The organism is Flavobacterium plurextorum (assembly GCF_002217395.1).
GTDB classification, from domain to species: Bacteria; Bacteroidota; Bacteroidia; order Flavobacteriales; family Flavobacteriaceae; genus Flavobacterium; species Flavobacterium plurextorum.
The window spans coordinates 48911-69375 of the sequence record NZ_MUHD01000043.1 but is presented as its reverse complement, the minus strand read 5'-3'; the positions used below and the strand labels follow the sequence as shown (position 1 = coordinate 69375).

At 33.7% G+C, this 20465-nt stretch carries 21 protein-coding genes and 3 tRNA genes; 13 read left to right on the top strand and 11 right to left on the bottom strand.

What is annotated here, in order from left to right; all coding sequences use genetic code 11:
- Positions 1-33: 33 nt before the first annotated feature.
- A complete protein-coding gene (locus tag B0A81_RS19860; protein ID WP_089059624.1) occupies positions 34-1887 on the bottom strand; it encodes an alpha-amylase family glycosyl hydrolase in 1854 nt (617 codons plus the stop codon).
- Between the two features lie 160 nt (positions 1888-2047).
- On the opposite strand from B0A81_RS19860, the gene B0A81_RS19855 reads away from it, so the two are divergent.
- The 5 genes from B0A81_RS19855 (at position 2048) to B0A81_RS19835 (ending at position 6062) form a co-directional block, all read left to right on the top strand.
- Complete coding sequence (locus B0A81_RS19855) at positions 2048-3112, top strand: sensor histidine kinase (RefSeq protein WP_089059623.1); 1065 nt, start codon at positions 2048-2050, stop codon at positions 3110-3112.
- The gene (locus B0A81_RS19850; protein WP_089059622.1) at positions 3099-3821 is read left to right on the top strand and encodes a LytR/AlgR family response regulator transcription factor; all 723 of its coding nucleotides are present in this window, start codon (positions 3099-3101) and stop codon (positions 3819-3821) included. The genes B0A81_RS19855 and B0A81_RS19850 overlap by 14 nt, the downstream gene beginning before the upstream one ends.
- 352 nt (positions 3822-4173) lie before the next feature.
- Positions 4174-5010: an alpha/beta fold hydrolase gene (locus tag B0A81_RS19845; protein WP_089059621.1), complete on the top strand. Its 837-nt coding sequence runs from the start codon at positions 4174-4176 to the stop codon at positions 5008-5010.
- Between the two features lies 1 nt (position 5011).
- A complete protein-coding gene (locus B0A81_RS19840; protein ID WP_089059620.1) occupies positions 5012-5506 on the top strand; it encodes an RNA polymerase sigma factor in 495 nt (164 codons plus the stop codon).
- The gene (locus tag B0A81_RS19835) at positions 5493-6062 is read left to right on the top strand and encodes a hypothetical protein (RefSeq protein ID WP_089059619.1); all 570 of its coding nucleotides are present in this window, start codon (positions 5493-5495) and stop codon (positions 6060-6062) included. The genes B0A81_RS19840 and B0A81_RS19835 overlap by 14 nt, the downstream gene beginning before the upstream one ends.
- 198 nt (positions 6063-6260) lie before the next feature.
- On the opposite strand, the gene B0A81_RS19830 is transcribed toward B0A81_RS19835, so the two are convergent.
- The 7 genes from B0A81_RS19830 to B0A81_RS19800 all read right to left on the bottom strand — a co-directional run bounded on the left by B0A81_RS19830 (position 6261) and on the right by B0A81_RS19800 (position 9550).
- A complete protein-coding gene (locus tag B0A81_RS19830; protein ID WP_089059618.1) occupies positions 6261-7136 on the bottom strand; it encodes an ABC transporter ATP-binding protein in 876 nt (291 codons plus the stop codon).
- Positions 7136-7810, bottom strand: coding sequence for a molybdate ABC transporter permease subunit (gene modB / locus B0A81_RS19825; protein WP_089059617.1), 675 nt, complete (start codon positions 7808-7810; stop codon positions 7136-7138). The genes B0A81_RS19830 and modB overlap by 1 nt, the downstream gene beginning before the upstream one ends.
- Positions 7803-8207, bottom strand: coding sequence for a TOBE domain-containing protein (locus B0A81_RS19820; RefSeq protein WP_089059616.1), 405 nt, complete (start codon positions 8205-8207; stop codon positions 7803-7805). Before B0A81_RS19820 ends, modB begins: the two co-directional genes overlap by 8 nt.
- Positions 8204-8977 (bottom strand): molybdate ABC transporter substrate-binding protein, encoded by a 774-nt coding sequence (gene modA / locus B0A81_RS19815; RefSeq protein ID WP_089059615.1) that lies wholly within the window; start codon positions 8975-8977, stop codon positions 8204-8206. The genes B0A81_RS19820 and modA overlap by 4 nt, the downstream gene beginning before the upstream one ends.
- 295 nt (positions 8978-9272) lie before the next feature.
- A tRNA-Arg gene (locus tag B0A81_RS19810) sits at positions 9273-9346 on the bottom strand.
- Between the two features lie 30 nt (positions 9347-9376).
- Positions 9377-9451: transfer RNA gene (locus B0A81_RS19805), tRNA-Pro, on the bottom strand.
- Between the two features lie 15 nt (positions 9452-9466).
- Positions 9467-9550, bottom strand: a tRNA-Ser gene (locus tag B0A81_RS19800).
- Positions 9551-9788: 238 nt separating this feature from the next.
- On the opposite strand from B0A81_RS19800, the gene B0A81_RS19795 reads away from it, so the two are divergent.
- Positions 9789-10967 carry an acetyl-CoA C-acyltransferase gene (locus tag B0A81_RS19795; protein WP_089059614.1) on the top strand — a complete coding sequence of 393 codons (1179 nt, stop codon included), beginning with the start codon at positions 9789-9791 and terminating at the stop codon, positions 10965-10967.
- A 74-nt stretch (positions 10968-11041) separates the two neighbouring features.
- Positions 11042-11803, top strand: coding sequence for a C40 family peptidase (locus B0A81_RS19790; protein ID WP_089059613.1), 762 nt, complete (start codon positions 11042-11044; stop codon positions 11801-11803).
- Between the two features lie 95 nt (positions 11804-11898).
- Here B0A81_RS19790 and B0A81_RS19785 read toward each other — a convergent pair whose 3' ends face one another.
- A complete protein-coding gene (locus B0A81_RS19785) occupies positions 11899-12744 on the bottom strand; it encodes an AraC family transcriptional regulator (protein ID WP_089052768.1) in 846 nt (281 codons plus the stop codon).
- Positions 12745-12864: 120 nt separating this feature from the next.
- Here B0A81_RS19785 and B0A81_RS19780 point away from each other — a divergent pair, with 120 nt between their 5' ends.
- The 4 genes from B0A81_RS19780 to B0A81_RS19765 all read left to right on the top strand — a co-directional run bounded on the left by B0A81_RS19780 (position 12865) and on the right by B0A81_RS19765 (position 15664).
- Entirely contained in the window at positions 12865-13851 is a 987-nt protein-coding gene (locus tag B0A81_RS19780; protein WP_089059612.1) for an aldo/keto reductase, read from the top strand.
- A 335-nt stretch (positions 13852-14186) separates the two neighbouring features.
- Positions 14187-14789: an NAD(P)H-dependent oxidoreductase gene (locus B0A81_RS19775; protein WP_089059611.1), complete on the top strand. Its 603-nt coding sequence runs from the start codon at positions 14187-14189 to the stop codon at positions 14787-14789.
- Between the two features lie 2 nt (positions 14790-14791).
- The gene (locus B0A81_RS19770; protein ID WP_089052765.1) at positions 14792-15070 is read left to right on the top strand and encodes a putative quinol monooxygenase; all 279 of its coding nucleotides are present in this window, start codon (positions 14792-14794) and stop codon (positions 15068-15070) included.
- 135 nt (positions 15071-15205) lie between these two features.
- Positions 15206-15664, top strand: coding sequence for a DUF3291 domain-containing protein (locus B0A81_RS19765; protein ID WP_089059610.1), 459 nt, complete (start codon positions 15206-15208; stop codon positions 15662-15664).
- 33 nt (positions 15665-15697) lie between these two features.
- Here B0A81_RS19765 and B0A81_RS19760 read toward each other — a convergent pair whose 3' ends face one another.
- Complete coding sequence (locus B0A81_RS19760; RefSeq protein WP_089059609.1) at positions 15698-16405, bottom strand: class I SAM-dependent methyltransferase; 708 nt, start codon at positions 16403-16405, stop codon at positions 15698-15700.
- A gap of 263 nt (positions 16406-16668) precedes the next feature.
- On the opposite strand from B0A81_RS19760, the gene B0A81_RS19755 reads away from it, so the two are divergent.
- Both B0A81_RS19755 and B0A81_RS19750 read left to right on the top strand, forming a co-directional pair.
- A complete protein-coding gene (locus tag B0A81_RS19755; protein ID WP_089059608.1) occupies positions 16669-17550 on the top strand; it encodes a LysR family transcriptional regulator in 882 nt (293 codons plus the stop codon).
- A gap of 369 nt (positions 17551-17919) precedes the next feature.
- The gene (locus B0A81_RS19750; RefSeq protein WP_089059607.1) at positions 17920-19200 is read left to right on the top strand and encodes a DUF2130 domain-containing protein; all 1281 of its coding nucleotides are present in this window, start codon (positions 17920-17922) and stop codon (positions 19198-19200) included.
- A 258-nt stretch (positions 19201-19458) separates the two neighbouring features.
- Here B0A81_RS19750 and B0A81_RS19745 read toward each other — a convergent pair whose 3' ends face one another.
- Positions 19459-20238 (bottom strand): META domain-containing protein, encoded by a 780-nt coding sequence (locus B0A81_RS19745; RefSeq protein WP_089059606.1) that lies wholly within the window; start codon positions 20236-20238, stop codon positions 19459-19461.
- Positions 20239-20465: the final 227 nt, after the last annotated feature.

The window sequence follows — 20465 nt, the reverse complement described above, 5'->3', positions numbered from 1 at the left end:
TTTTAAATAAAATTTCATCACTAAAAACCTGAATTATTTATTTAATTCCAGAACCCACATTTTCATCGCAGGTATCGATGTTTTTTTCAACGATGAAAACTTTTCATCTGTCACAACGTTTTTAGCTGAACTGAATCCTTCTGTTCTCTCTATATATTCCTGAAAATCAATCTCCTTAGCGTCATTACTAGTATTCATAACACACATAATCGTTTGCTTTTCATCATATCTAAAATAAACATACAAACCATCAACTGGAACATAATGCATTAATTTTCCTGTGGTTAAAGCCGAAGATGTTTTTCTAAAATTGGCTAGTTTTCGAACTAAATCCTGAGTCGATTTTTCATCCTCTGTTAAGCCTTTTCCTGTAAAAGCATTTTTTGCATCAGTACTCCATCCACCAGGAAAATCACTGCGTACCAGACCATCTGGCGCTTTAAATCCTTTAACCAAAACCTCAGAACCATAATACAATTGCGGAATTCCGCGGCAGGTTAACAGCCATTGAAAACCCATTTTTTGTTTCTCAACATTCTCACCCACAACCGAGAAAAAACGAGGCTCATCATGATTATCTAAAAGCAATACTTTTTTCATTGGGTTTTTACTCAAAAAATCACTGCTTAAAGTATAGTATAGTTTATTTACGCCATCTGTCCAACCAAATGGCTGTGTAAGCGCAGGAATAATTCCGTAATACAAACTCTGAAAATCAACAACTGACGGCAGATTACTTTTAAAAGGCGTTTCTATATTATTTTGTTCAAAATAAGCTTGATTCGCAACGCCGTGAACCATGATTTCTCCAAAAATAGATATCTTAGGGAATTCATTTAGAATGGCTTGATTACATTTATTTGCAAAATTCAAATCATTGTAAGTATACGTATCTAAACGAACACCATCAATTCCAAATGTTTCGATATGCCAAATACAGTTTTGAATTAAAAAGTTTGCCATGTATGGATTATCCTGATTAATATCCGGCATAATTTTATCAAACCAGCCATTGCTCATTTTTTTCTGATCTGATTTTGCTCCGTATGGATCAAACAACGGCTGCTCTCTATAACTTGTTTGCGTGTATTCTGGCCAGCGATGCACCCAGTCATTTTCCGGCTGATCTTGTTCTAAAAAATGATAAAGCCCAAAATGATTGTAAACGGCATCAAATATTAATTTCATACCGCGTTTGTGCAGCTGATCACTCAACTCTTTATAGGCTTTATCACCGCCGTAACGAGCATCAATTTTATAATGATCTGTAATTGCATAACCATGTTCTGTGCGGTTCATCATATCATTTTCCATCACTGGTGTAAACCATAAAGCGGTTATTCCTAAACCCTGCAGATAATCTAAATTATTAGTTACACCTTGCAAATCGCCTCCATGACGATCATACATTTGATTTCGGTCTAACGATTGATCTCTCATCCCTTTTACCCGATCATTTGACGGATCACCGTTACTAAAGCGATCTACCATTATTAAATCTATAAAATCTGAAGAATTTACACCTTGTGCATATTCAGTTCCATTTCCTGATCTTCGAGCATTAAGCTGCCAGTTAATTTTTTGTTTTTTTCCGTTTTTAACAACTTCAATCAAAACAGTTCCTGCAAGAGCTTCTGGCAAAATTGTAATATCTACAGCAAGATATTTTTTGTTTGAAAATTGATGTGTTTTCAGAACTTTTATCCCTGAATAATTTATACTTACCTCAGCTGATGAAAAAGCTTCATCTGTACTTCTAATAAGTAATTGTATCGAATTTGTTTTCATTCCTGTCCACCAATTGGTAGGATAAACGTCAATATTTTTGGCATTAACAATACATGTGAAGCACATTAAAACCAAGTAAAAAAAGAATGTTTTTTTCATCTCAAGCTATTTTTAGATTAATATTACTGCCGAAAGGTATTTTTCTTCAGTATTCTAAAAAAGCAACTTATTCAAACAACATTGTTTACGTTGCAAACGACAATTTTGGTTTCAAACAAAAGCACTATTTTTACATGTATCAGAAAAACAAATAAGTAAAATGAAGATAATGGCATACGATCCTGAAAATAGATCGATCATAATTAGATTATATACCTTGTATTGGCTGGGATATATTTTGCTTTTTAGTTTAATTCAGGGTTTGCCGGCAGGCGATTTTATTACCGCATTGCGCAATGAATGGTACAGTATTTTGCCTAAAATTCTTTTTGTAACGATTGTTGTTGAGTTTTTAATGCCTCGTTTATTATTCAAGAAAAAAACGATAACCTTTATTACTGCTTACGTTATTCTAATTCTGCTTTTTGCTTTCTTACAACGTTTAATAGACAATTTTATAATCCTGCGTTATTATCTTACGTTCTGGAAAATTGAACCTCTTTTATCAGCACCCGTTTTTTTGTATAATGTGAGTAAACTTCAATTTGTAGTTACTATACCAATAGCTTTTAAACTATTTTATTATCTAGCCGAAGAAAAAAACAAAGTGCAAACCATTTTATCCGAAAAACTGCAAGCCGAACTTTCGTCTCTTCGAAATCAGTTTCATCCCCATTTTTTATTTAATGTTCTCAATAGTTTGTATTCTAAAATTCTAAGTAAATCTGATGATTCAGCTGAAATCGTTTTAAAAATATCCGATATCCTGCGATTCTCTATTTATGATGTCAACAACAAAAGCATCTCATTAGAAAACGAAATAGATTACCTCAAAAACTATATTTCGCTGCAGCAACTGCGTTTTGAGAATCAGCTTCAATTGAGTTTTAGTGTTTATGGCTCTGTAGAAAACCATTCGATAGAACCTTTTTTGATACTGCCGTTTATTGAAAACAGTTATAAATATTGTTTAGACGAAAACAATCAAGGCTGGATAACCATTTCTATTACTATTAATGATGAATGGTTAGTTGTTAAAATTGAGAACAGCCTTTCTGAAAATGTTAATCTGTATCCTGAAAATGTAAACAGCGGCATAGGAATTTCGAATGTAAAAAGAAGATTAGAACTCTTGTATCCAGACACACATGTTTTGACTATAAAAAATGAAACGGTAAGCTTTTTTGTTTCTTTAAAAATAAAAATAAAAGATGGCGGCAATTAACTGTATTATTATTGAGGATGAATTACCTGCATCAATTTTGCTGGAACTTCATATTGCTAAATTTGATTTTTTAGATCTTAAAGGTAAATTTACCAGTGTATCAAATGCGCAAAATGCCATAAAGTCAAACAAAATAGATCTTATTTTTTTAGATATAAATCTGCCTGGAAAATCAGGAATCGAATTTGCCAAAAGTCTGCCCTCAGAAACAGCAGTGATTTTTACAACAGCGTATACAGAATATGCTGTTGAAGGTTTTGAGATTGAAGCTGTAGACTATATTCTAAAACCAATCTCATTAGAACGTTTTACAAAAGCCATAAGCAAATACTCGAAAATAAGAGAGTCAAACGAAATCGTTTTACATTCTAAAAGTCAAGAAACAGATCGTGCCTTTATCTTTGTAAAATGCGAAAGAAAAATGGTCAAACTTTTCCTTGATGAAATATATTATTTTGAATCTCAAGGAAATTATTTACTGATTTATACGCTGTCAGACTGCTACAAAACATACCAATCTATAACCGAAATGGAAGATAAATTGCCTGAAGGCTTGTTTTTAAGAATTCATCGCTCTTTTCTGGCCGCCATAAAAAAAATATCCGGCTATAACGCAAATCATATCAACATTCAAAATAAGCAATTGCCAATTGGACGTTTTTATAATTCTGCAGTTTCTAGTTTATTGCACTCTTTAATACAAAAATAAAAGCCACTTTACTTTTGTTCGCAATTACATTTCAACCACTTCCTTTATCAATGATTTGTAAAAGGCAATGTCTATTGCTTAAATGAACATTTTTATTTCTAAAATCTTAGTTTTTTAATTTAGATTCTTTGCCTCAATAACAGTTCAGATTTTAAATATTTTTAGCAAAATTCAACCCTCAACAACACGAATAACCACCTATAAAACAGTTAATTAAAACCATTATTTCATTTTTTTCATTCGTTAAGCGCCTATTTATGTGCTATTGCAATTTATTTTAAAAAAAACGCCCTTTTTGAGGTAACAAATAATATAGCACTGCATCAAAAGGTAAACTTTAAAATTTAACATCATGAAAACTAAATCAATTTTAATTATCGCGTTTATGCTTCTTGTTTCAAAATCTGTTTTTTCTCAAACCGCTTTTAAAGTAGATGTAAAAGGAAAAGGAGCACCTGTTTTATTATTTCCTGGTTTTGGCTGCACAGGAGAAGTTTGGAATGAAACAGTAGCCGAACTTTCTAAAAATTACGAATGTCACATTTTTACTTTTGCGGGATTTGGGAATGTTCCTCCAATCGAAAGTCCATGGTTTTCTACAATAAAAGACCAAATTATTTCTTATGTAAAAACTAAAAAATTAAAGAAAGCCACCTTAATTGGTCATAGTTTGGGCGGCACTTTGAGTTTATGGTTAGCAGCTGAAGAACCTGCTTTATTTAAAAAATTAATTATTGTTGATGCCTTACCTTCAAGTGCAGCTTTAATGATTCCTAATTATAAAGGAGAAATAATTCCTTACGATAATCCGCAAAGCAAAATGATGCTGGCTATGGATCAAAAAACATTCAGTGCAATGAATTCGCAATCGACATCTTATATGTGTTTGAACAAAGAAAAGCAAAAAACGATCAACGAATGGATGAATGCTGCCGATAGAAAGACCTATGTTTATGGTTACATCGAAATGCTTAATTTAGACTTGCGTAAAGAAATTGCCAAAATTAAAATTCCAGTAGTAATTTTAGCAGCAACAAATCCAGATCTTAATACAGTACAAAACACATATAAAACTCAGTATGAAAATCTGCCATCCGTTAAAATTTATTACGCTGCAAACTCGGCTCATTTCGTAATGTATGATCAACCGGAGTGGTTTATAGAAAAAGTAAAACTAGAAATACTATAAGGTGGCTGAAAAAGAACAATTTAACGACATATACAACAAACATTATAATAAAGTGTTTCGTTTGTGCAAAGGTTATTTTTGTGGAGATATTTCATTAGCTTCAGATGCTGCTCAAGAAATTTTCATTAAGGTATGGGAAAAATTAGATACATTCCGAAATGAATCCAGCATCAGCACATGGATTTACAGAATTACTGTAAACACTTGTCTTCTTTATTTACGAAAATCATCTTCTAAAAAAGAAATTAGAACAGAAAGCCTGCCTCAGCTCGTTACAGAAACCTATTCAAACGAAAAAGACGAGCAGCTTCAACAAATGTATCAATGCATACAAAAGCTTGAAGAAACAAACAAAATGATAATTCTGATGACTTTAGACGGAATAGAATATCCCGAAATATCAGAAGTAATAGGAATAACCGAAGAAACACTTCGCGTTAGAATCCATCGAATCAAGAAAAGTTTAACTCAATGTGTACAAAATGAAAACATTTGAAGAATTACAAAATATTTGGGATCAGCAAGCAGAATCCAATATAAAACCAGCTGCCGCAGATATTATTAAAAAAGCTGAGGCACACACTAAAAAGATTCAACGCAATCACTTTTGGACTGGAATAATTTTGAGCCTGACCGCAGTAATATTGATCTATTATTATATTTGGGTTGGTGCTTATAAACAAACACTATTTAATTTTGGATTGTGCATTATGATCACAATGCTCCTATTTCGTGTAGTCTTAGAATGGATTAGTGTAAAAAAATTGGAAAACTTAAAAACGGACACGACCTTAATTGAATACAGTAAAATGGCTTCTCAATTTTATCAATGGAGAAAAAAAATCCATTACATCTGCACACCAATAATCTACTTGACTTATGCAGCCGGTTTTACGTTTCTATTACCCGTTTTTAAAGAAAATTTGTCCAGCGGTTTTTACCTTTATATCGTAATAAGCGGATTTGGTTTTTTATTGCTTTTCGGATTGTTTATGGTACGAATAATAAAAAGAGAAATACAGCTTTTAGATTTCCTAAAAAACATTTCTTAAAAACTACTATTCTAAACTCACTAGAATTCTCGTATTTAAAGAAACTTGCGCTATTTATCACTCAACAAATTTTACATTCAACAAAAGGAACAAATTCATCTTTTGACAAATATATATAACAAAAGCTACTCAAATTGAGTAGCTTTTGTTATGAACTTAGAGAGAGTATTTTCACTACATTATCTGCGCTTTTTTGATTTAGGATAAAATCTGAATAATAGGATTAAAGGCTTTTGAAGCCACAAGTACTTTTTGTCCTATTTTATAATTTACAATCTCGTCTTCTGTCGCAACGACTTTTATAATATTATTTCCTGAAGACACTTGTACAACATAAATAATATCGCTTTTTATAATGCTGATTATTTCTCCCGTTATTTGAAATTTACTGCTTATTTTCTTTTCAGCGAATACCTCATTTGGCGTTCCTTGTTTACTAATTTTACCTTTGTCGATAACGACTACTTTATCCGAAAGTTTAAAAATTTCGGCTGCCGAATGGCTGATCATCAAAGTAGTTAATTGATATTTTTGATGAATTTTCAAAATATAATCCTGAAGCTTAAATCGCATTTCGTCATCTAAGGCCGAAAGCGGTTCGTCTAACAATAGAATCTCAGGTTTACGAACAATTGCTCTCGCCAAAGCTACACGTTGTTTTTGCCCTCCAGATAAATTTTGCGGTTTACTATTTTGCAGCGACTGCAATTCCATCAGTTCTATCAATTCAGTAACAATTTCGTTTGAATCATTTTTAGATAATGCAAACTCTAAATTTTCTTTAACCGTCAGATTCGGAAATAAAGCAAAATCCTGAAAAACGAATCCTATAGAACGTTTTTGAACTGGCAAATGAAGCTTTTTTTCAGAATCATCCCAAACTTCGTCTCCTACTTTTATCTGTACTTTTTCTGCCTCCGTAAGTCCTGCTAATATTCTAAGAATGGTAGTTTTTCCTGCTCCAGAATTTCCGTAAACAGCAATAAACTGACCTTTCTCAAAAGTCAAAGAAACATCCAACGGCAGTTCACCGTCAGCGGTTTGAAGCATTTTATAGGCATTAAACTGTATCATTAATAAAGTGTAGTTTTTCTGGATTTATTATTGATTAAATGAACAGTAAGCAAAATAAGAAAGGAGAATACAAACAAAATCCCTGCATAAACATTAGCATTATGATAATTCATCGATTCTACTTCTTCGTAAATGGCAATCGAAACTACTTTGGTTTCTTCAGGAATACTTCCTCCCACCATTAAAACTACGCCAAACTCTCCTATTGTATGCGCAAAAGTCATTATAATTCCGGTAAGTAACGACGCTTGTATATTGGGCAGTAAAATTTTTGTAACAGTTACAAACCTTGATTTTCCAAGCGTAAAAGAAGCTTCCTGAAGTGCAGGCGGCAAATTTTTCAATCCTGACAAAATAGGATTCACCATAAAAGGTAAACTATATATAACTGAAGCTAAAATTAATCCCTGAAAAGTAAACACCAATCGAAGATCAAAATAATCAGATAAAAATTTTCCAAAGGCATTTTCTGGACTAAAACCTATTAAAAGATAAAAACCTAATACCGAAGGCGGCAAAACTAAAGGCAGACTTATCAAAGCTTCAGTAACCGCTTTGAACCGAAACCTGCTGTAAGACAACCAATAACTAAGTGGAACGGCCACAAAAAAAAGTATTATTGTGGTAATCAAAGCCAATTTTGCCGTAAGCCATATGGGTTCTAAATTAATCATGGGCAGATAAGCTTACTTCGTTTGTTTTTATTAAAGCCAATACTGTATCATTTTCCTTTAAATTTAGTTCTTCACAAGCATTTCTTGTTATAATTGATTTTATAACCTGCTGCTCATGGACCAAATTAATCTGGCTCAAAATCACTCCTTTGTGAATAGATTCAATGCGGCATAACAGTTTATTCTGAGTACTAATATTTGGATTTAAATCTTTAGAAATCACGACTTCAGTTTCTTTAAAAATAATTTTGACAGGATTCTGTACTTTTAAGTAATCCGAAGTTTCTGGTGTATCGAGAACAATTGTAGAAAAAGTAACATCATTTGATTGTACTCTCACAAGCGAAATACCTTCATGAGATTGAATTTGCGATATGGTTCCGTTTAGTATGTTCATTGCGCTTTCGTATCATATCCATAATACTTTAAAACAGCAATTGCTTTTTTTGAAGATATGAAATTATAAAACTTGACTGCACTGGCCTTTCCTTTTGCATTTTTCAAAATTACACAGCCCTGCTCGAGCGGTGTATGACTCTTTTGCGGAATAATATAGTACCTTCCTCCTTCTTTTTTCATGTTTGGAGTCAGCACAAGCGATAAAGCAGTGATTCCAATATCAGCATTTCCAGTCGTGATAAATTGAGTGGCTTGGGTAATATTTTCACCAAAAACGAGCTTGCTTTTTACTTTGTCATAAATTTTATAAAATTTCAAGCTCTCAACTGCTTTTTCGCCATAAGGAGCAGTTGCAGGATTCCCAATAGCTATTTTGCGAATATCGGCGCTTAAAAGACTGTTTATTTTACTTTTATTCGGATCTGTTTTTTTGCTCCAAATCACCAATTTTCCGGTTGCATACATTTTAACTTTAGAACCAGTCAATTTTTTCTCTTCTAATTTTTTAGGATAATCCATATCTGCCGAGAAAAATAAATCAAATGGAGCACTGTTGGAAATCTGCTCAAAGAACTTCCCTGAAGCGCCATAGGTTATCTGTGTATTTATACCTGGATTTTGAATTTTAAAAACGCTATTTATGGAGTCCAGAGCAATTTTTAAATTGGCTGCCGCTACAATTGTAATTTTTTCCTGTCCTTGCACAGTTCCAAATGTCAATAATAAAAATGCTGTTACAATAAACAAATGTCTTTTTCTAGCTTTCATTCCTGTTTGTTCTGTTAGTATTGTAAAAGTAAGTATTCTAAGGCAGAGTAGAAAAATCTAATTTGTTTTAAAAGTAAAATTATCATTCCAAACAATTGAAATCTTAATATAATTCTCAATAATCTCCTTTTCTCCATTAGAAATGTAGAATATTCTCTTTTCAGACTAACTAATACATATGCTAAATTAATTGCTAGTCCACAGGTTTTAGTGTTGATCCTTTAAAAGAACAATTTTCAAGTTTTGATAAATGATACAAAACAAAAAAGCCACTCAAATTGAGTGGCTTTTGTTGTGATCCCAGAAGGATTCGAACCTTCGACCTACGCATTAGAAGTGCGTTGCTCTATCCAGCTGAGCTATGGAACCATTTTTTTAAAACTTAATGGTAAAGTTTTGTCGGGGTGGCAGGATTCGAACCTGCGGCCTCCTGCTCCCAAAGCAGGCGCGATAACCGGGCTACGCTACACCCCGAAGGCAAAATTTAAGCGGAGAGACAGGGACTCGAACCCTGGCGACGGTTACCCGTCGACAGATTAGCAATCTGCTCCATTACCGCTCTGGCACCTCTCCAAGCTCAAGAAACGTGTTCTGTTTTGCGGTTGCAAATGTAAGACAACATTCCATATCTCACAACTATTTTCACGCTTTTTTTTAAGTTTTTTTAATCTTTTTTCTAAACCACTTCACAATCAAACGAATAGAATTAACAAAAATTTCATCTTAAATTTAAAATCCAATCGAATTGACGCAAAATTTGAATTTATTCAAATAAACAGTAAATTTGCTAGATAACTAATATTAACAGAAAATGAACAAAAGAGTTGTGATTGTTTCTGCCGTTAGAACACCTATCGGAAGTTTCATGGGTGGGTTATCTACCGTGCCCGCACCAAAATTAGGCGCTGCCGCTATTAAAGGAGCCCTTTCAAAAATTAACCTAGACCCAAAATTAGTTGATGAAGTTTTCATGGGGAACGTAATCCAAGCTGGTGTCGGACAAGCTCCAGCTCGTCAAGCTGCCCTTTTCGCAGGATTATCAGAAGAAGTTGCTGCCACAACAGTTAACAAAGTCTGTGCCTCTGGAATGAAAGCGGTAATGTTTAGTGCGCAGGCAATCGCTTGCGGAGATGCCGAAATCGTCGTTGCCGGCGGAATGGAAAGCATGAGTTTGATTCCACATTACGTACAAATGCGTGCTGGAAACAAATTTGGCCCTGCAACAATGCTGGACGGAATGCAAAAAGATGGTCTGACGGATGCTTATGATAACAACGCAATGGGAGTTTGCGCTGACTTATGTGCAACTGAATACAACATCAGCCGTGAAGAACAAGATAATTTTGCAATTCAATCTTATGAAAGAAGTGCAAAAGCTTGGGATGCCGGAAAATTTGATAATGAAATTGTTCCCGTAGAAGTTCCACAAAGACGCGGCGAACCTATTATATTCTCTAAAGATGAAGAGTACACTAATGTAAAATTAGATAAAATTCCATCTTTAAGCCCTGTTTTCACAAAAGACGGAACTGTAACTGCCGCAAATGCTTCAACAATCAATGATGGCGCTGCAGCTTTAATTTTAATGTCTGAAGAAAAAGCAATTGCATTAGGTTTAAAACCTTTAGCTTACATAAAAGGTTATGCAGATGCCGCACAAGAACCAAAATGGTTTACAACAAGTCCTGCAAAAGCATTGCCAAAAGCTTTAGACAAAGCTGGAGTTTCAATTTCAGATGTTGATTATTTCGAATTCAACGAAGCATTTTCTGTAGTTGGTTTAGCTAACGCAAAAATCTTAAATCTTAATAACGAAAAAATAAACGTAAACGGCGGCGCTGTTTCATTAGGACATCCTCTTGGTTGTTCTGGAGCACGTATTATCGTAACTTTATTAAATGTTTTAGAACAAAACGATGCTAAAATCGGAGCTGCTGCAATTTGCAACGGCGGCGGCGGCGCATCAGCAATTGTTATCGAAAGAGCTTAAATAATAATACTTCAAATTAGGAGTTAATTAATTACTTTTAACTCCTAATTTTTTAAACTTATAAATTACCCTAAATGTTCGGAATTTGCAATCTTGCCATAGTACCCGTTCGATCTGAACCTAGCGACAGAAGTGAAATCGTTACACAACTTTTGTTTGGCGAGCATATCGAAATTTTAGAACGCCAAAAGCAATGGGCGCGTATAAAAATTCAGTTTGATGACTACGAAGGCTGGGTAGATTCAAAACAATATCAGGTAATTTCTGAAGAAAACTACAATCAATTAAGCAAAGAAGCCATTATTTTAAACGCTGATTTAATTGATTATATCACTTCTCCAAACAATTTATTACTGCCAATTCCGCTTGGTGCTTCCTTAACTTTTTTAAACAATAATGAAATCAATACTTCCAATTTTGATTTTGAAGGAACAAAAACCAGTGGCATAAAACCAAAAAGCGCACTTATAAACACCGCTTTTATGTATTTGAACGCACCTTATTTATGGGGAGGAAAAACACCTTTTGGCGTAGACTGTTCAGGTTTTACACAGATGGTTTACAAACTAAACGGATACAAAATTCATCGCGACGCTTCTCAACAAGCGCTGGAAGGCGAACCTCTAAGCTTTATTGAAGAAAGCGAACCTGGTGATTTAGCTTTTTTTGATAATGATGAGGGAAACATTACTCACGTTGGAATCATTATGGACAATAATTACATCATTCACGCAAGTGGAAAAGTACGTATTGATCGTTTAGACCATACTGGAATTTACAATCCCGAAATAAACAAACACACACATAAATTACGTGTGATTAAGAAAATCATTTAAAAACACGAATTGCACTAATTATCACAAATTAAAAATCCTTTTAATCTGTGTAATCTTTGGCTAAAAAAATTCGTGCAAATTTGCGTAATCCTTGTTTAAGCACTCAATCGAATCGTCTTTCTAAACTCTGACGGACTATTACCCTTTTGCTTTTTAAAGAATTTATTGAAGTGACTTTCGTCCGTAAAACCAAATTCGTATGCAATTTCATTAATGCGCTTATCGCTGAATTGCAAACGATGCTCTATCAGTTTTGTTTTATAATTACTAATATATTGCTGCATCGTTTCATCGGCATGTTTCTTGAAATAACGTCCTAAATACGTATTCGAAATTCCGAAATAATCACTTATAGACTCCGCTTTAATTTTTTCTGGATAATAAATATTCGTTTGAATATATTGTAAAATATCCATTGCTTTAGCTTCAGTTCCCACATTTACTTGTTCCGGCAGATATTTAGCAATATTTCTGGCAACGATAATAATTAAGGTATTTACCAATTGTTGAATCAACTCCTGATTATAAACATCTTTGTCATTATGTTCTCGACAAATTGCTTCGATCATTACTTTGACTAAACATTTATCAGCATCATTTTTTAAAATACAACCTGGCTGATGATTTGCATTTTGCAGAATATATTCTAAACGCTGAATATTTTCATTTTGAAGACTCGAATTCTTCAAATAAATATCATTAAATCTCAAAAAGAAAAATTTCGTTTTCGTTTCAATAGTAAAATTATGACAATCCTCAGGTGTCAATAAAAACATATGTCCAGCATCATATTCAAAGATATTTTTATTGATACACTGCCTTCCTGTTCCGCTCAAAATGTAAACCAATTCAAAGAAATTATGACGATCTCCAACATCTGGATATTCATCCAATGTTTCAAAAGAAACAGTAAACGGTTCATATAAATTTTCTTTTTTCATAATCTTTAAAGAATCTATTGAAGTTGCAAATGTACCTAAAAAAGACAAAATTATACAATTTTACACTCATAAAAATGGTATAATTTTGTCAAAAATTTGTAAAACGTAATATTTAACATCATGGAATATAGAAAATTAGGCAACTCTGAACTAGAATTATCAACCATAACATACGGTGCATTTGCTATTGGCGGAAATATGTGGGGCGGAAACGAAAAGAAAGATTCAATCGACTCTGTTCGCGCTTCTATCGACCACGGCGTAACAACAATTGACACCGCTCCTTTTTACGGATTTAGCTTAAGCGAAGAAATGATTGGTGAAGCAATAAAATCTTACGATCGTTCAAAAGTACAATTGCTAACCAAATTTGGTCTAGTTTGGGACGGAAGCAACAACGGAAAAGGTGATTTCTTTTTTGATGCAGATGATAATGGTAAAAAAGTGCCAATTTATAAATACTCTTCAAAAAACAATGTCATAAAAGAAATTGAAGAAAGCTTAAAACGTCTTCAAACAGATTATATCGACTTATTGCAAATTCACTGGCCAGATTCAACAACACCAATTTCAGAAACAATGGAAGCCGTTGAAATCTTACTTCAGCAAGGAAAAATCAGAGCTTTTGGAGTAAGTAATTACAACGTTTCTCAAATTCAGGAAGCACAAAAAACAGTTCAAATCGCATCTAACCAAGTTGCATACAGCATGCTCAACAAAAGCATTGAAACAGATTTACTTCCATTTACAATTGCAGAAAATATCGGAATCATAGCATACAGCCCAATGGAAAGAGGTTTACTTACCGGGAAATATTTTACCGACGGTAAATTAAAAGAAAACGACCATCGTAATGGTTATTTTGGAAAATTTGATCTTCAACAAGTAAAAACTTTAGTAGAAGAACTAAGTTCATTAGCCAATTCAAAACACATTTCGATCTCACAATTAGTTTTACGCTGGACCACTTTACAAAAAGGAATCTCAATTGTTTTGGCTGGCGCAAGAAACGCAGAACAGGCCATTTCAAATGCAAAAGCGATGGATTTTGATTTATCTGTTTCAGAATTAGAATTTATTAATCAAGCAATTTCAAAATTAAAATAATATTTAAACACATAGAAACATAGTTTTAGCAATTTAAAAAAGGCGTTTCACTTGCATCAACAAGCACAATCAACGTAGTTTGTCATTCCAAGGAACGACAAACTTTGAGAACTATGTTTTAGAAACGAGTTTCTTTCCATTCTCTTTCCCAAAAAAGAAAAATCTATGTTTCTATGAGTTTCAAAATAAATTTCAAAAATTAAACAATAAGAATTTGGGTGTGTTCGCCGCGGCGAATCGGGCTTTCGGCTATATCTTTTATTCCGCTATCGCTTCATAAAAGGATACCGCCTCTATCCCTCACACATCACGAATTCATCAGAACAAAACGTAAAATGAAAAAAATATTTATAATCAACGGCAGTCAAAATTTCGCTCACTCAGGCGGAAAATTCAATGAAACCGTTACAGACTGGACAATTGAATTTTTAAAAAGTAAAAATTACGAAATAAAAACAACTGACATCAAACAAGAAATCGATCTTGAAGAAGAAGTAGAAAAATTCGTTTGGGCAGATGTAGTAGTGTATCACACTCCTGTTTGGTGGTTTCAATTACCAAATCTTTTCAAAAAATACATCGACGATGTTTTCACCGCAGGACACAACAAAGGAATTTACAAAAGTGACGGAAGAACCAGAACAAATCCAGACATTAATTACGGAACCGGCGGACTTTTACACGGACGTAAATATATGCTTACTACAAGTTGGAATGCGCCCGCAACTGCTTTTACACTTCCGGGAGAATTTTTCGAAGAAACTTCGGTAGACGATGGTGCTATGTTTGGTTTTCATAAAATGAACAAATTTGTGGGAATGCAAAAACTTGACGGATTTCATTTTCATGATGTCGAAAAAGGTGCTACATCTGAAAATATTAGTATCTTTAAATCTGAATACACAAACCATTTAGCACAAATTTTCAAAACCATATAACCATGATATCTATAACTGCCATTATAAAAAGCAAGAAAGAAAACACGCAGCAGCTTCACAGCTTATTAAATGATTTAGTTACCGAAACTAGAAAAGAAGCGGCATGCGTACGCTATGATCTTCATCATGCAGAAAATGTTTTTATTATTTGGGAAGAATGGAAAGATCAAACCGGCTTAGATCTTCATAACAACCAATCTCATTTGCAAGATTTCATCACTAAAAGCGAAACTTTTGTTGCCGCTCCAATTCAAGTTTACAAAACCGCACAAGTTTTATAAGTTGTTTTTTTATAACGCTAATTCACCAATTATTTTTAAAATTTATACTCAAAGTTTTTTAAAATAATTCGTGAATTTGCTGCTGAAAGATTATTCATAAAAAAATTAAATTGCCATTTCTTTATCCAATAAAATATGAGCCAATATCATCTTGCGGAAATTAACATCGCAAAAATGAAAGGTGTCGACATCAACGATCCTATCATGAAAGAATTTGTAGACAACTTAGATTTAGTAAATACTTTAGCCGAAAAAAGCGAAGGATTTGTCTGGCGTCTAAAAGATGACAGCTACAATGCGACAAACTTGAATCCTTATAATGACGAACAGATCATTGTAAACGTTTCGGTTTGGGAAAACATCGAAACGCTGGAACATTATATGTACAAAACCTTCCACAGCGAGTTTTTAAAACGCCGAAAAGAATGGTTTCTGAAATTCGGAAAAGCGCACACAGCAATGTGGTGGATTCCAATAGGGCATATTCCAACGCTTGAAGAAGCAGTTAAAAAATTAGATTACCTGCAACAAAACGGAGCATCAGAACTAGTTTTTGATTTAAGAACCAAATTTCCTATGCCAGTTATCGCATAAATTTTTTAAGCCATAAATTACAGTAATTTGTGGCTATTTAATTCCACCAAAAGCACCAAAACACATATTCTTGTGTAAAATTTCGACGCTTTTGAAACCTACTTTTTTCATTAAATCCAATTGATAATTCATTGATCTTGGCGTATCTTCTTTTGCAATATAATCAAAGACATTTTTACGATATTCCGCCCCTCCTATTCCTTCTAAATATTCTCCATAGCGCTGCCAAGTATATTCGTTCAACAATTCCGTGTCTTGTGTAATCAAATCCGAAATCATAAAACAGCCGCCCGGTTTTAATAATTTAAATATTTTAGCAAAAGTAGTTTCCCAATCCTGATCATCTCTTAAATGATGCAAAACAGCTCCTGCTAAAATGATATCAAAAGTATTTTCCTCCAAATCTACTTCGCGAATATCACCTTGTTTAATTTCGACTTTTCCATTTGTTTCAACTGAAACTCTTTCAAAAGCTTTATCCAGCATTGGCAAACTCAAATCGACCAAAGTGCAATTTAAATTCGGCACTTTAGACAACATCATTAAAGTGTAATTTCCCGCACCGCAGCCAATATCCAAAACATGAGTAGCATTTGGAACAATTCTTTTAGAAGCTTCCGTAATTAACTCCAACGAAATTTTAGCATCAATTGTAGACAATTGTCCCGTTTCTAAATTCGAAAATCGTTCGACATCATTATCAAATCGTTCTTTGATTTCTGCAATAGTTGATTTTTTCATAGTCAATGTTTTTTTAAATCTCTCGCAGTCCCGATAGCTATCGGGAGCAGATTAAGCGAATCTTTTTGCTATTATTGATCGGAATATTGTAGTTAAGATGATTATTTTATCTAAACTATAATCTGCTCAATCTGCAACCAAAGCGATAGCGAATTAGCAACGCAGATCTGCGAGAGAGTTCTTTTTACTTTTTTCAAAATTATCTCTTTCATAAATACTTTAAAAATACTATTTTTATCAATCAACAATACTTTAAAAGTATCATGGAATTACGTCACTTAAAATACTTTTTGGCTGTAGCCGAAGAACTGAACTTTACCAAAGCTTCTGAGAAACTTTTTATTTCACAGCCGCCGTTAAGCCGTCAGATAATTGAACTAGAAGAAGAACTTCAGGCAAAACTATTTATTCGGAACAATAAAAAAGTAGAACTAACGGAAGCTGGGAAATATTTCGAAAAGGAAGTGAAAGCACTCTTTCAGAATTTGGAACGCATTTCTATAAAAACAAAAAAGATTGCCGAGAATGTTTCGGGCGAATTCAGAATCGCCTACATCAGCTCGATTTACTCCTCTGTAATTTCCGAATTAATAAAACATCTGAAACTACAATTCCCTTATGTTAATTTCAAACTTTTTGAAGTATCTACGACCAAACAAATCGACGCTTTAGAACAAGGAAAAATCGAAATGGGAATTATTCGTTCACCAATAAAATCTCCAAAAATACAATCACATTTATGGTTTCAAGATGGATTTTCAATTGTCTATAATAAAAATAAAATTCAACTGAAATCCGAAAAAGAAATAGTGAATTTAAAAGATGAAACTTTCGTGTTCTTCAACAAAGATTATGCACCGCATTATCACGAAGTTTTATTGGAACTCTGCGCCTTTTATGGCTTTACGCCGAAGATCATTCACGAAGCCAATAATATTAATTCAATTGTACAATTAGTCAAAAATGGTTTAGGAATTTCGATTGTTCCGTCCAATATTGCAAAAAACAATCATGATCCTGAGATTGGTTTTATTGCACTAAAAAAAGTCAATTTACGAACAGATGTTTCTATTATCACTTTAAAAGAAGATGATTCTGAAATTACGAGATCTGCTGTTGAATTTTTGTTGACACAAAGTCGCTGAGACGCCAAGTTTTTTTTTAGTACGAATGAAGCGCATACAGTTTGTCATTTCGACGAAGGAGACCCGAGCGACAGCGAACAGGCGAAGCAAATCTCCACGAGAAGCTCCACAAAGATTGGCTTATTAGGAGCGGAGCTGCTTGCCGAGATTTCTCCTTCGTCGAAATGACAAAAATAAAAGGAAATCCTCTTAATCTTTTCAATCTGTGGCTAAAAAACTATGCGTCTCTGTGACTTTGCGAGATTATTTCAAAAACAATTAGTGGCAACCCAAAAAATCGTTACAATTTATCACGTCTTTCGCAATCATAAAAAGATAACTTTTAAATATCTTAGCAAATTATAATTTCAGTTAAAAAATCAAAATAAAATGGCAGAGCAATCTTCAATTCAGTGCCCGAACTGCGGAGAAAATATCGACGTAAACGACATCTTAAAACATCAGTTAGAAGATAGTATTCGTAAAGAATTTCAGCAAAAAGCTGCTTCTCAGGCAAAAGAACTGGAATTAAAAAACGAGCAATTCGAAAAAGCTAAAGCCGATTTTGAAGCCAAGAAAAAGCAGGAAAATGAACTCTTTGCAGAACGTTTGGAGCGTGAGAAAAAAACGGCCGAAAAAGAAATCGGAGAAAAACTAAAAGCCAAACTCGAAGAAGAAAATAAAGACCGCATGCTTTTGATGGAAAAAGAGCTATCTGAAAAATCTGAGAAACTTCGTGAATTGAATAAAATGACAGGCGAAATTGCAAAACTTCAGCGTGAAAAACTGGAGATGAAAGAGGCAATCGAAGCCGAAGCACAAAAGCAACTAAATGCAACTTTAGTTCTGGAACGCGATAAAATCCGCAAACAAGAAGAAGAGAAAAACGAACTAAAAATAAAAGAATACCAAAAACAATCTGACGATCAAAAAAAGCTGATCGAGGAAATGAAACGCAAGCAGGAACAAGGTTCTATGCAATTGCAAGGTGAAGTAATGGAATTAGCGATTGAAGAATGGCTGGCAAATAATTTTCCGCTTGACACTATCGACGAAATCAAAAAAGGCGCGAATGGTGCCGATTGTCTTCAAATTGTCAATACCCGCGAATTGCAAAACTGTGGTTCTATTTACTACGAAAGCAAAAGAACAAAAGCCTTTCAACCATCTTGGATTGAGAAATTCAAAAATGATATTAGAACCAAAAGAGCTAATATTGGTGTTTTGGTGACCGAAGTAATGCCAAACGGAATGGAAAGAATGGGAATGCGAGACGGAATCTGGATTTGTACTTATGAAGAATTTAAAGGTTTAACTGCTGTTTTACGTCAATCACTAATTCAGGTAAGTCAGGCAGTTCAGGCGCAGGAAAACAAAGGCGATAAAATGTCAATGCTGTATGATTTTTTAACCAGCAACGAATTTCGTTTACAGATTGAAGGAATTGTAGAAGGTTTTACACAAATGCAAAGCGACTTAGACTCAGAAAAAAGAGCTATGCAGAGAATCTGGAAACAACGCGAAAAACAAATCGAAAAAGTAGTTCACAATACTTTAGGAATGTACGGTTCGATTCGTGGTATTGCAGGAAATGCAGTTCAAACTGTTAGAGCTTTAGAATTAGATTTTGTAGAAGGTGACGATGAAGATCCTAAAGAATTATTGGAATAGATCTTCCTGAAAATGGTCAATTCATTGTGTTAAAGGGATTGAAATCCCTCTCTACAATATATTTCGAGCTTTCAGCTCTTAAAAAAACTCTGAAGGATAGATTTTTATAGCAACGGATTCCAATACTTTGAATACAAAAAATTCAACACAATCTTGTCATTCCGAGGAAGGATGAATCTCCACATGCTGAGCACGCAACGAGAATCCAATCTTTGTCGAGTTACTTGTGGAAATTCCTCCTTCCTCGAAATGACAAAATTAATCCACCTTTCTAAAAACCAACAGCTTCGCAGAAGGATTTGACAACGTTAATCTGTTATTTTCAATAGAATAAGTTGTTGTGCTTTGCAGTGCTTTTGTAAACTCGCTTTCCTTATTTCCTTGGGGACAAGCCATAAGTGTCGAAAGAACTCTCGTAAATCGCAGTATACCTTTTTCATAAAAAATTTGTCCGCTTATAGCATTACAGCCGCCGTAGCCTGAAAATCTATTTTCTGTTGAGTTGATTTCGATTCTAGGCATTTCTTTTTGAAAATCAGAAGCAAAAACTTTATAGCCATTCAGTTCTTCCAAAACCCAGATATCATGAAGACGATAATCAGTATTATACTTTCCGCAGCCTCCAATTTTTTCGGTTTGTAATTCCGTATTATTTTTAATTTCTACTGAAACTTTATAAGGAGAAATAGCGCCCGACATCGAATCCTGACAATCTACCTGCTGAATTGTAATAGTCGCTGATGTAGTTTCATTACTGACTTTATACATCTTAACATTCGCATCCATAGCTTTTATGGCATCAACAGGCGCAAAAACAAGTTTTTCCTTTCCTGGAATCAAAGAAGTAAATACAATATTATCATTTCCCATTTTTAATCCCCAAAATGGTTCGTTTCCGGTTGCTGTAAAATAGTACTTCATCTCATCTTCCTGAGATCCATATTCAGAAGTCGTTTGTTTATCCGAAGTTTTGCCCGCTGTAGATTTACAGCCTATCGTCAAAGAAAATATAAACACAAGCGAAAGTATCCTTTTCATAACATTTTTATTTGAAATATCGTTTTTAACTAAATACGAGTAAATTTCTTATGAATTTACGATTTTTTTCTGAATTACTTATTTAGAATCTTTTCAAATTTGAAATAATTATAAGTACTCCAATTTGCACACATTCCGCATTACGTAAAGGATTACGATAAAATACGTATTCAAAATAAACAACCAATACTTAAAAATTAACAATATTACGTACGTAAATAAGTATA

Excerpts from the sequence above, each read along its gene's own strand:
- B0A81_RS19795 (WP_089059614.1), top strand. The coding sequence starts at position 9,789 with ATGAACAAAAGAGTTGTGATTGTTTCTGCCGTTAGAACACCTATCGGA.
- B0A81_RS19760 (WP_089059609.1), bottom strand. The coding sequence starts at position 16,405 with ATGAAAAAATCAACTATTGCAGAAATCAAAGAACGATTTGATAATGAT.
- B0A81_RS19855 (WP_089059623.1), top strand. The coding sequence starts at position 2,048 with ATGAAGATAATGGCATACGATCCTGAAAATAGATCGATCATAATTAGA.
- B0A81_RS19785 (WP_089052768.1), bottom strand. The coding sequence starts at position 12,744 with ATGAAAAAAGAAAATTTATATGAACCGTTTACTGTTTCTTTTGAAACA.
- B0A81_RS19850 (WP_089059622.1), top strand. The coding sequence starts at position 3,099 with ATGGCGGCAATTAACTGTATTATTATTGAGGATGAATTACCTGCATCA.
- B0A81_RS19775 (WP_089059611.1), top strand. The coding sequence starts at position 14,187 with ATGAAAAAAATATTTATAATCAACGGCAGTCAAAATTTCGCTCACTCA.
- modA (WP_089059615.1), bottom strand. The coding sequence starts at position 8,977 with ATGAAAGCTAGAAAAAGACATTTGTTTATTGTAACAGCATTTTTATTA.
- modB (WP_089059617.1), bottom strand. The coding sequence starts at position 7,810 with ATGATTAATTTAGAACCCATATGGCTTACGGCAAAATTGGCTTTGATT.
- B0A81_RS19845 (WP_089059621.1), top strand. The coding sequence starts at position 4,174 with ATGAAAACTAAATCAATTTTAATTATCGCGTTTATGCTTCTTGTTTCA.
- B0A81_RS19765 (WP_089059610.1), top strand. The coding sequence starts at position 15,206 with ATGAGCCAATATCATCTTGCGGAAATTAACATCGCAAAAATGAAAGGT.
- B0A81_RS19830 (WP_089059618.1), bottom strand. The coding sequence starts at position 7,136 with ATGATACAGTTTAATGCCTATAAAATGCTTCAAACCGCTGACGGTGAA.
- B0A81_RS19780 (WP_089059612.1), top strand. The coding sequence starts at position 12,865 with ATGGAATATAGAAAATTAGGCAACTCTGAACTAGAATTATCAACCATA.
- B0A81_RS19835 (WP_089059619.1), top strand. The coding sequence starts at position 5,493 with ATGAAAACATTTGAAGAATTACAAAATATTTGGGATCAGCAAGCAGAA.
- B0A81_RS19755 (WP_089059608.1), top strand. The coding sequence starts at position 16,669 with ATGGAATTACGTCACTTAAAATACTTTTTGGCTGTAGCCGAAGAACTG.
- B0A81_RS19750 (WP_089059607.1), top strand. The coding sequence starts at position 17,920 with ATGGCAGAGCAATCTTCAATTCAGTGCCCGAACTGCGGAGAAAATATC.
- B0A81_RS19860 (WP_089059624.1), bottom strand. The coding sequence starts at position 1,887 with ATGAAAAAAACATTCTTTTTTTACTTGGTTTTAATGTGCTTCACATGT.
- B0A81_RS19770 (WP_089052765.1), top strand. The coding sequence starts at position 14,792 with ATGATATCTATAACTGCCATTATAAAAAGCAAGAAAGAAAACACGCAG.
- B0A81_RS19745 (WP_089059606.1), bottom strand. The coding sequence starts at position 20,238 with ATGAAAAGGATACTTTCGCTTGTGTTTATATTTTCTTTGACGATAGGC.
- B0A81_RS19820 (WP_089059616.1), bottom strand. The coding sequence starts at position 8,207 with ATGAACATACTAAACGGAACCATATCGCAAATTCAATCTCATGAAGGT.
- B0A81_RS19790 (WP_089059613.1), top strand. The coding sequence starts at position 11,042 with ATGTTCGGAATTTGCAATCTTGCCATAGTACCCGTTCGATCTGAACCT.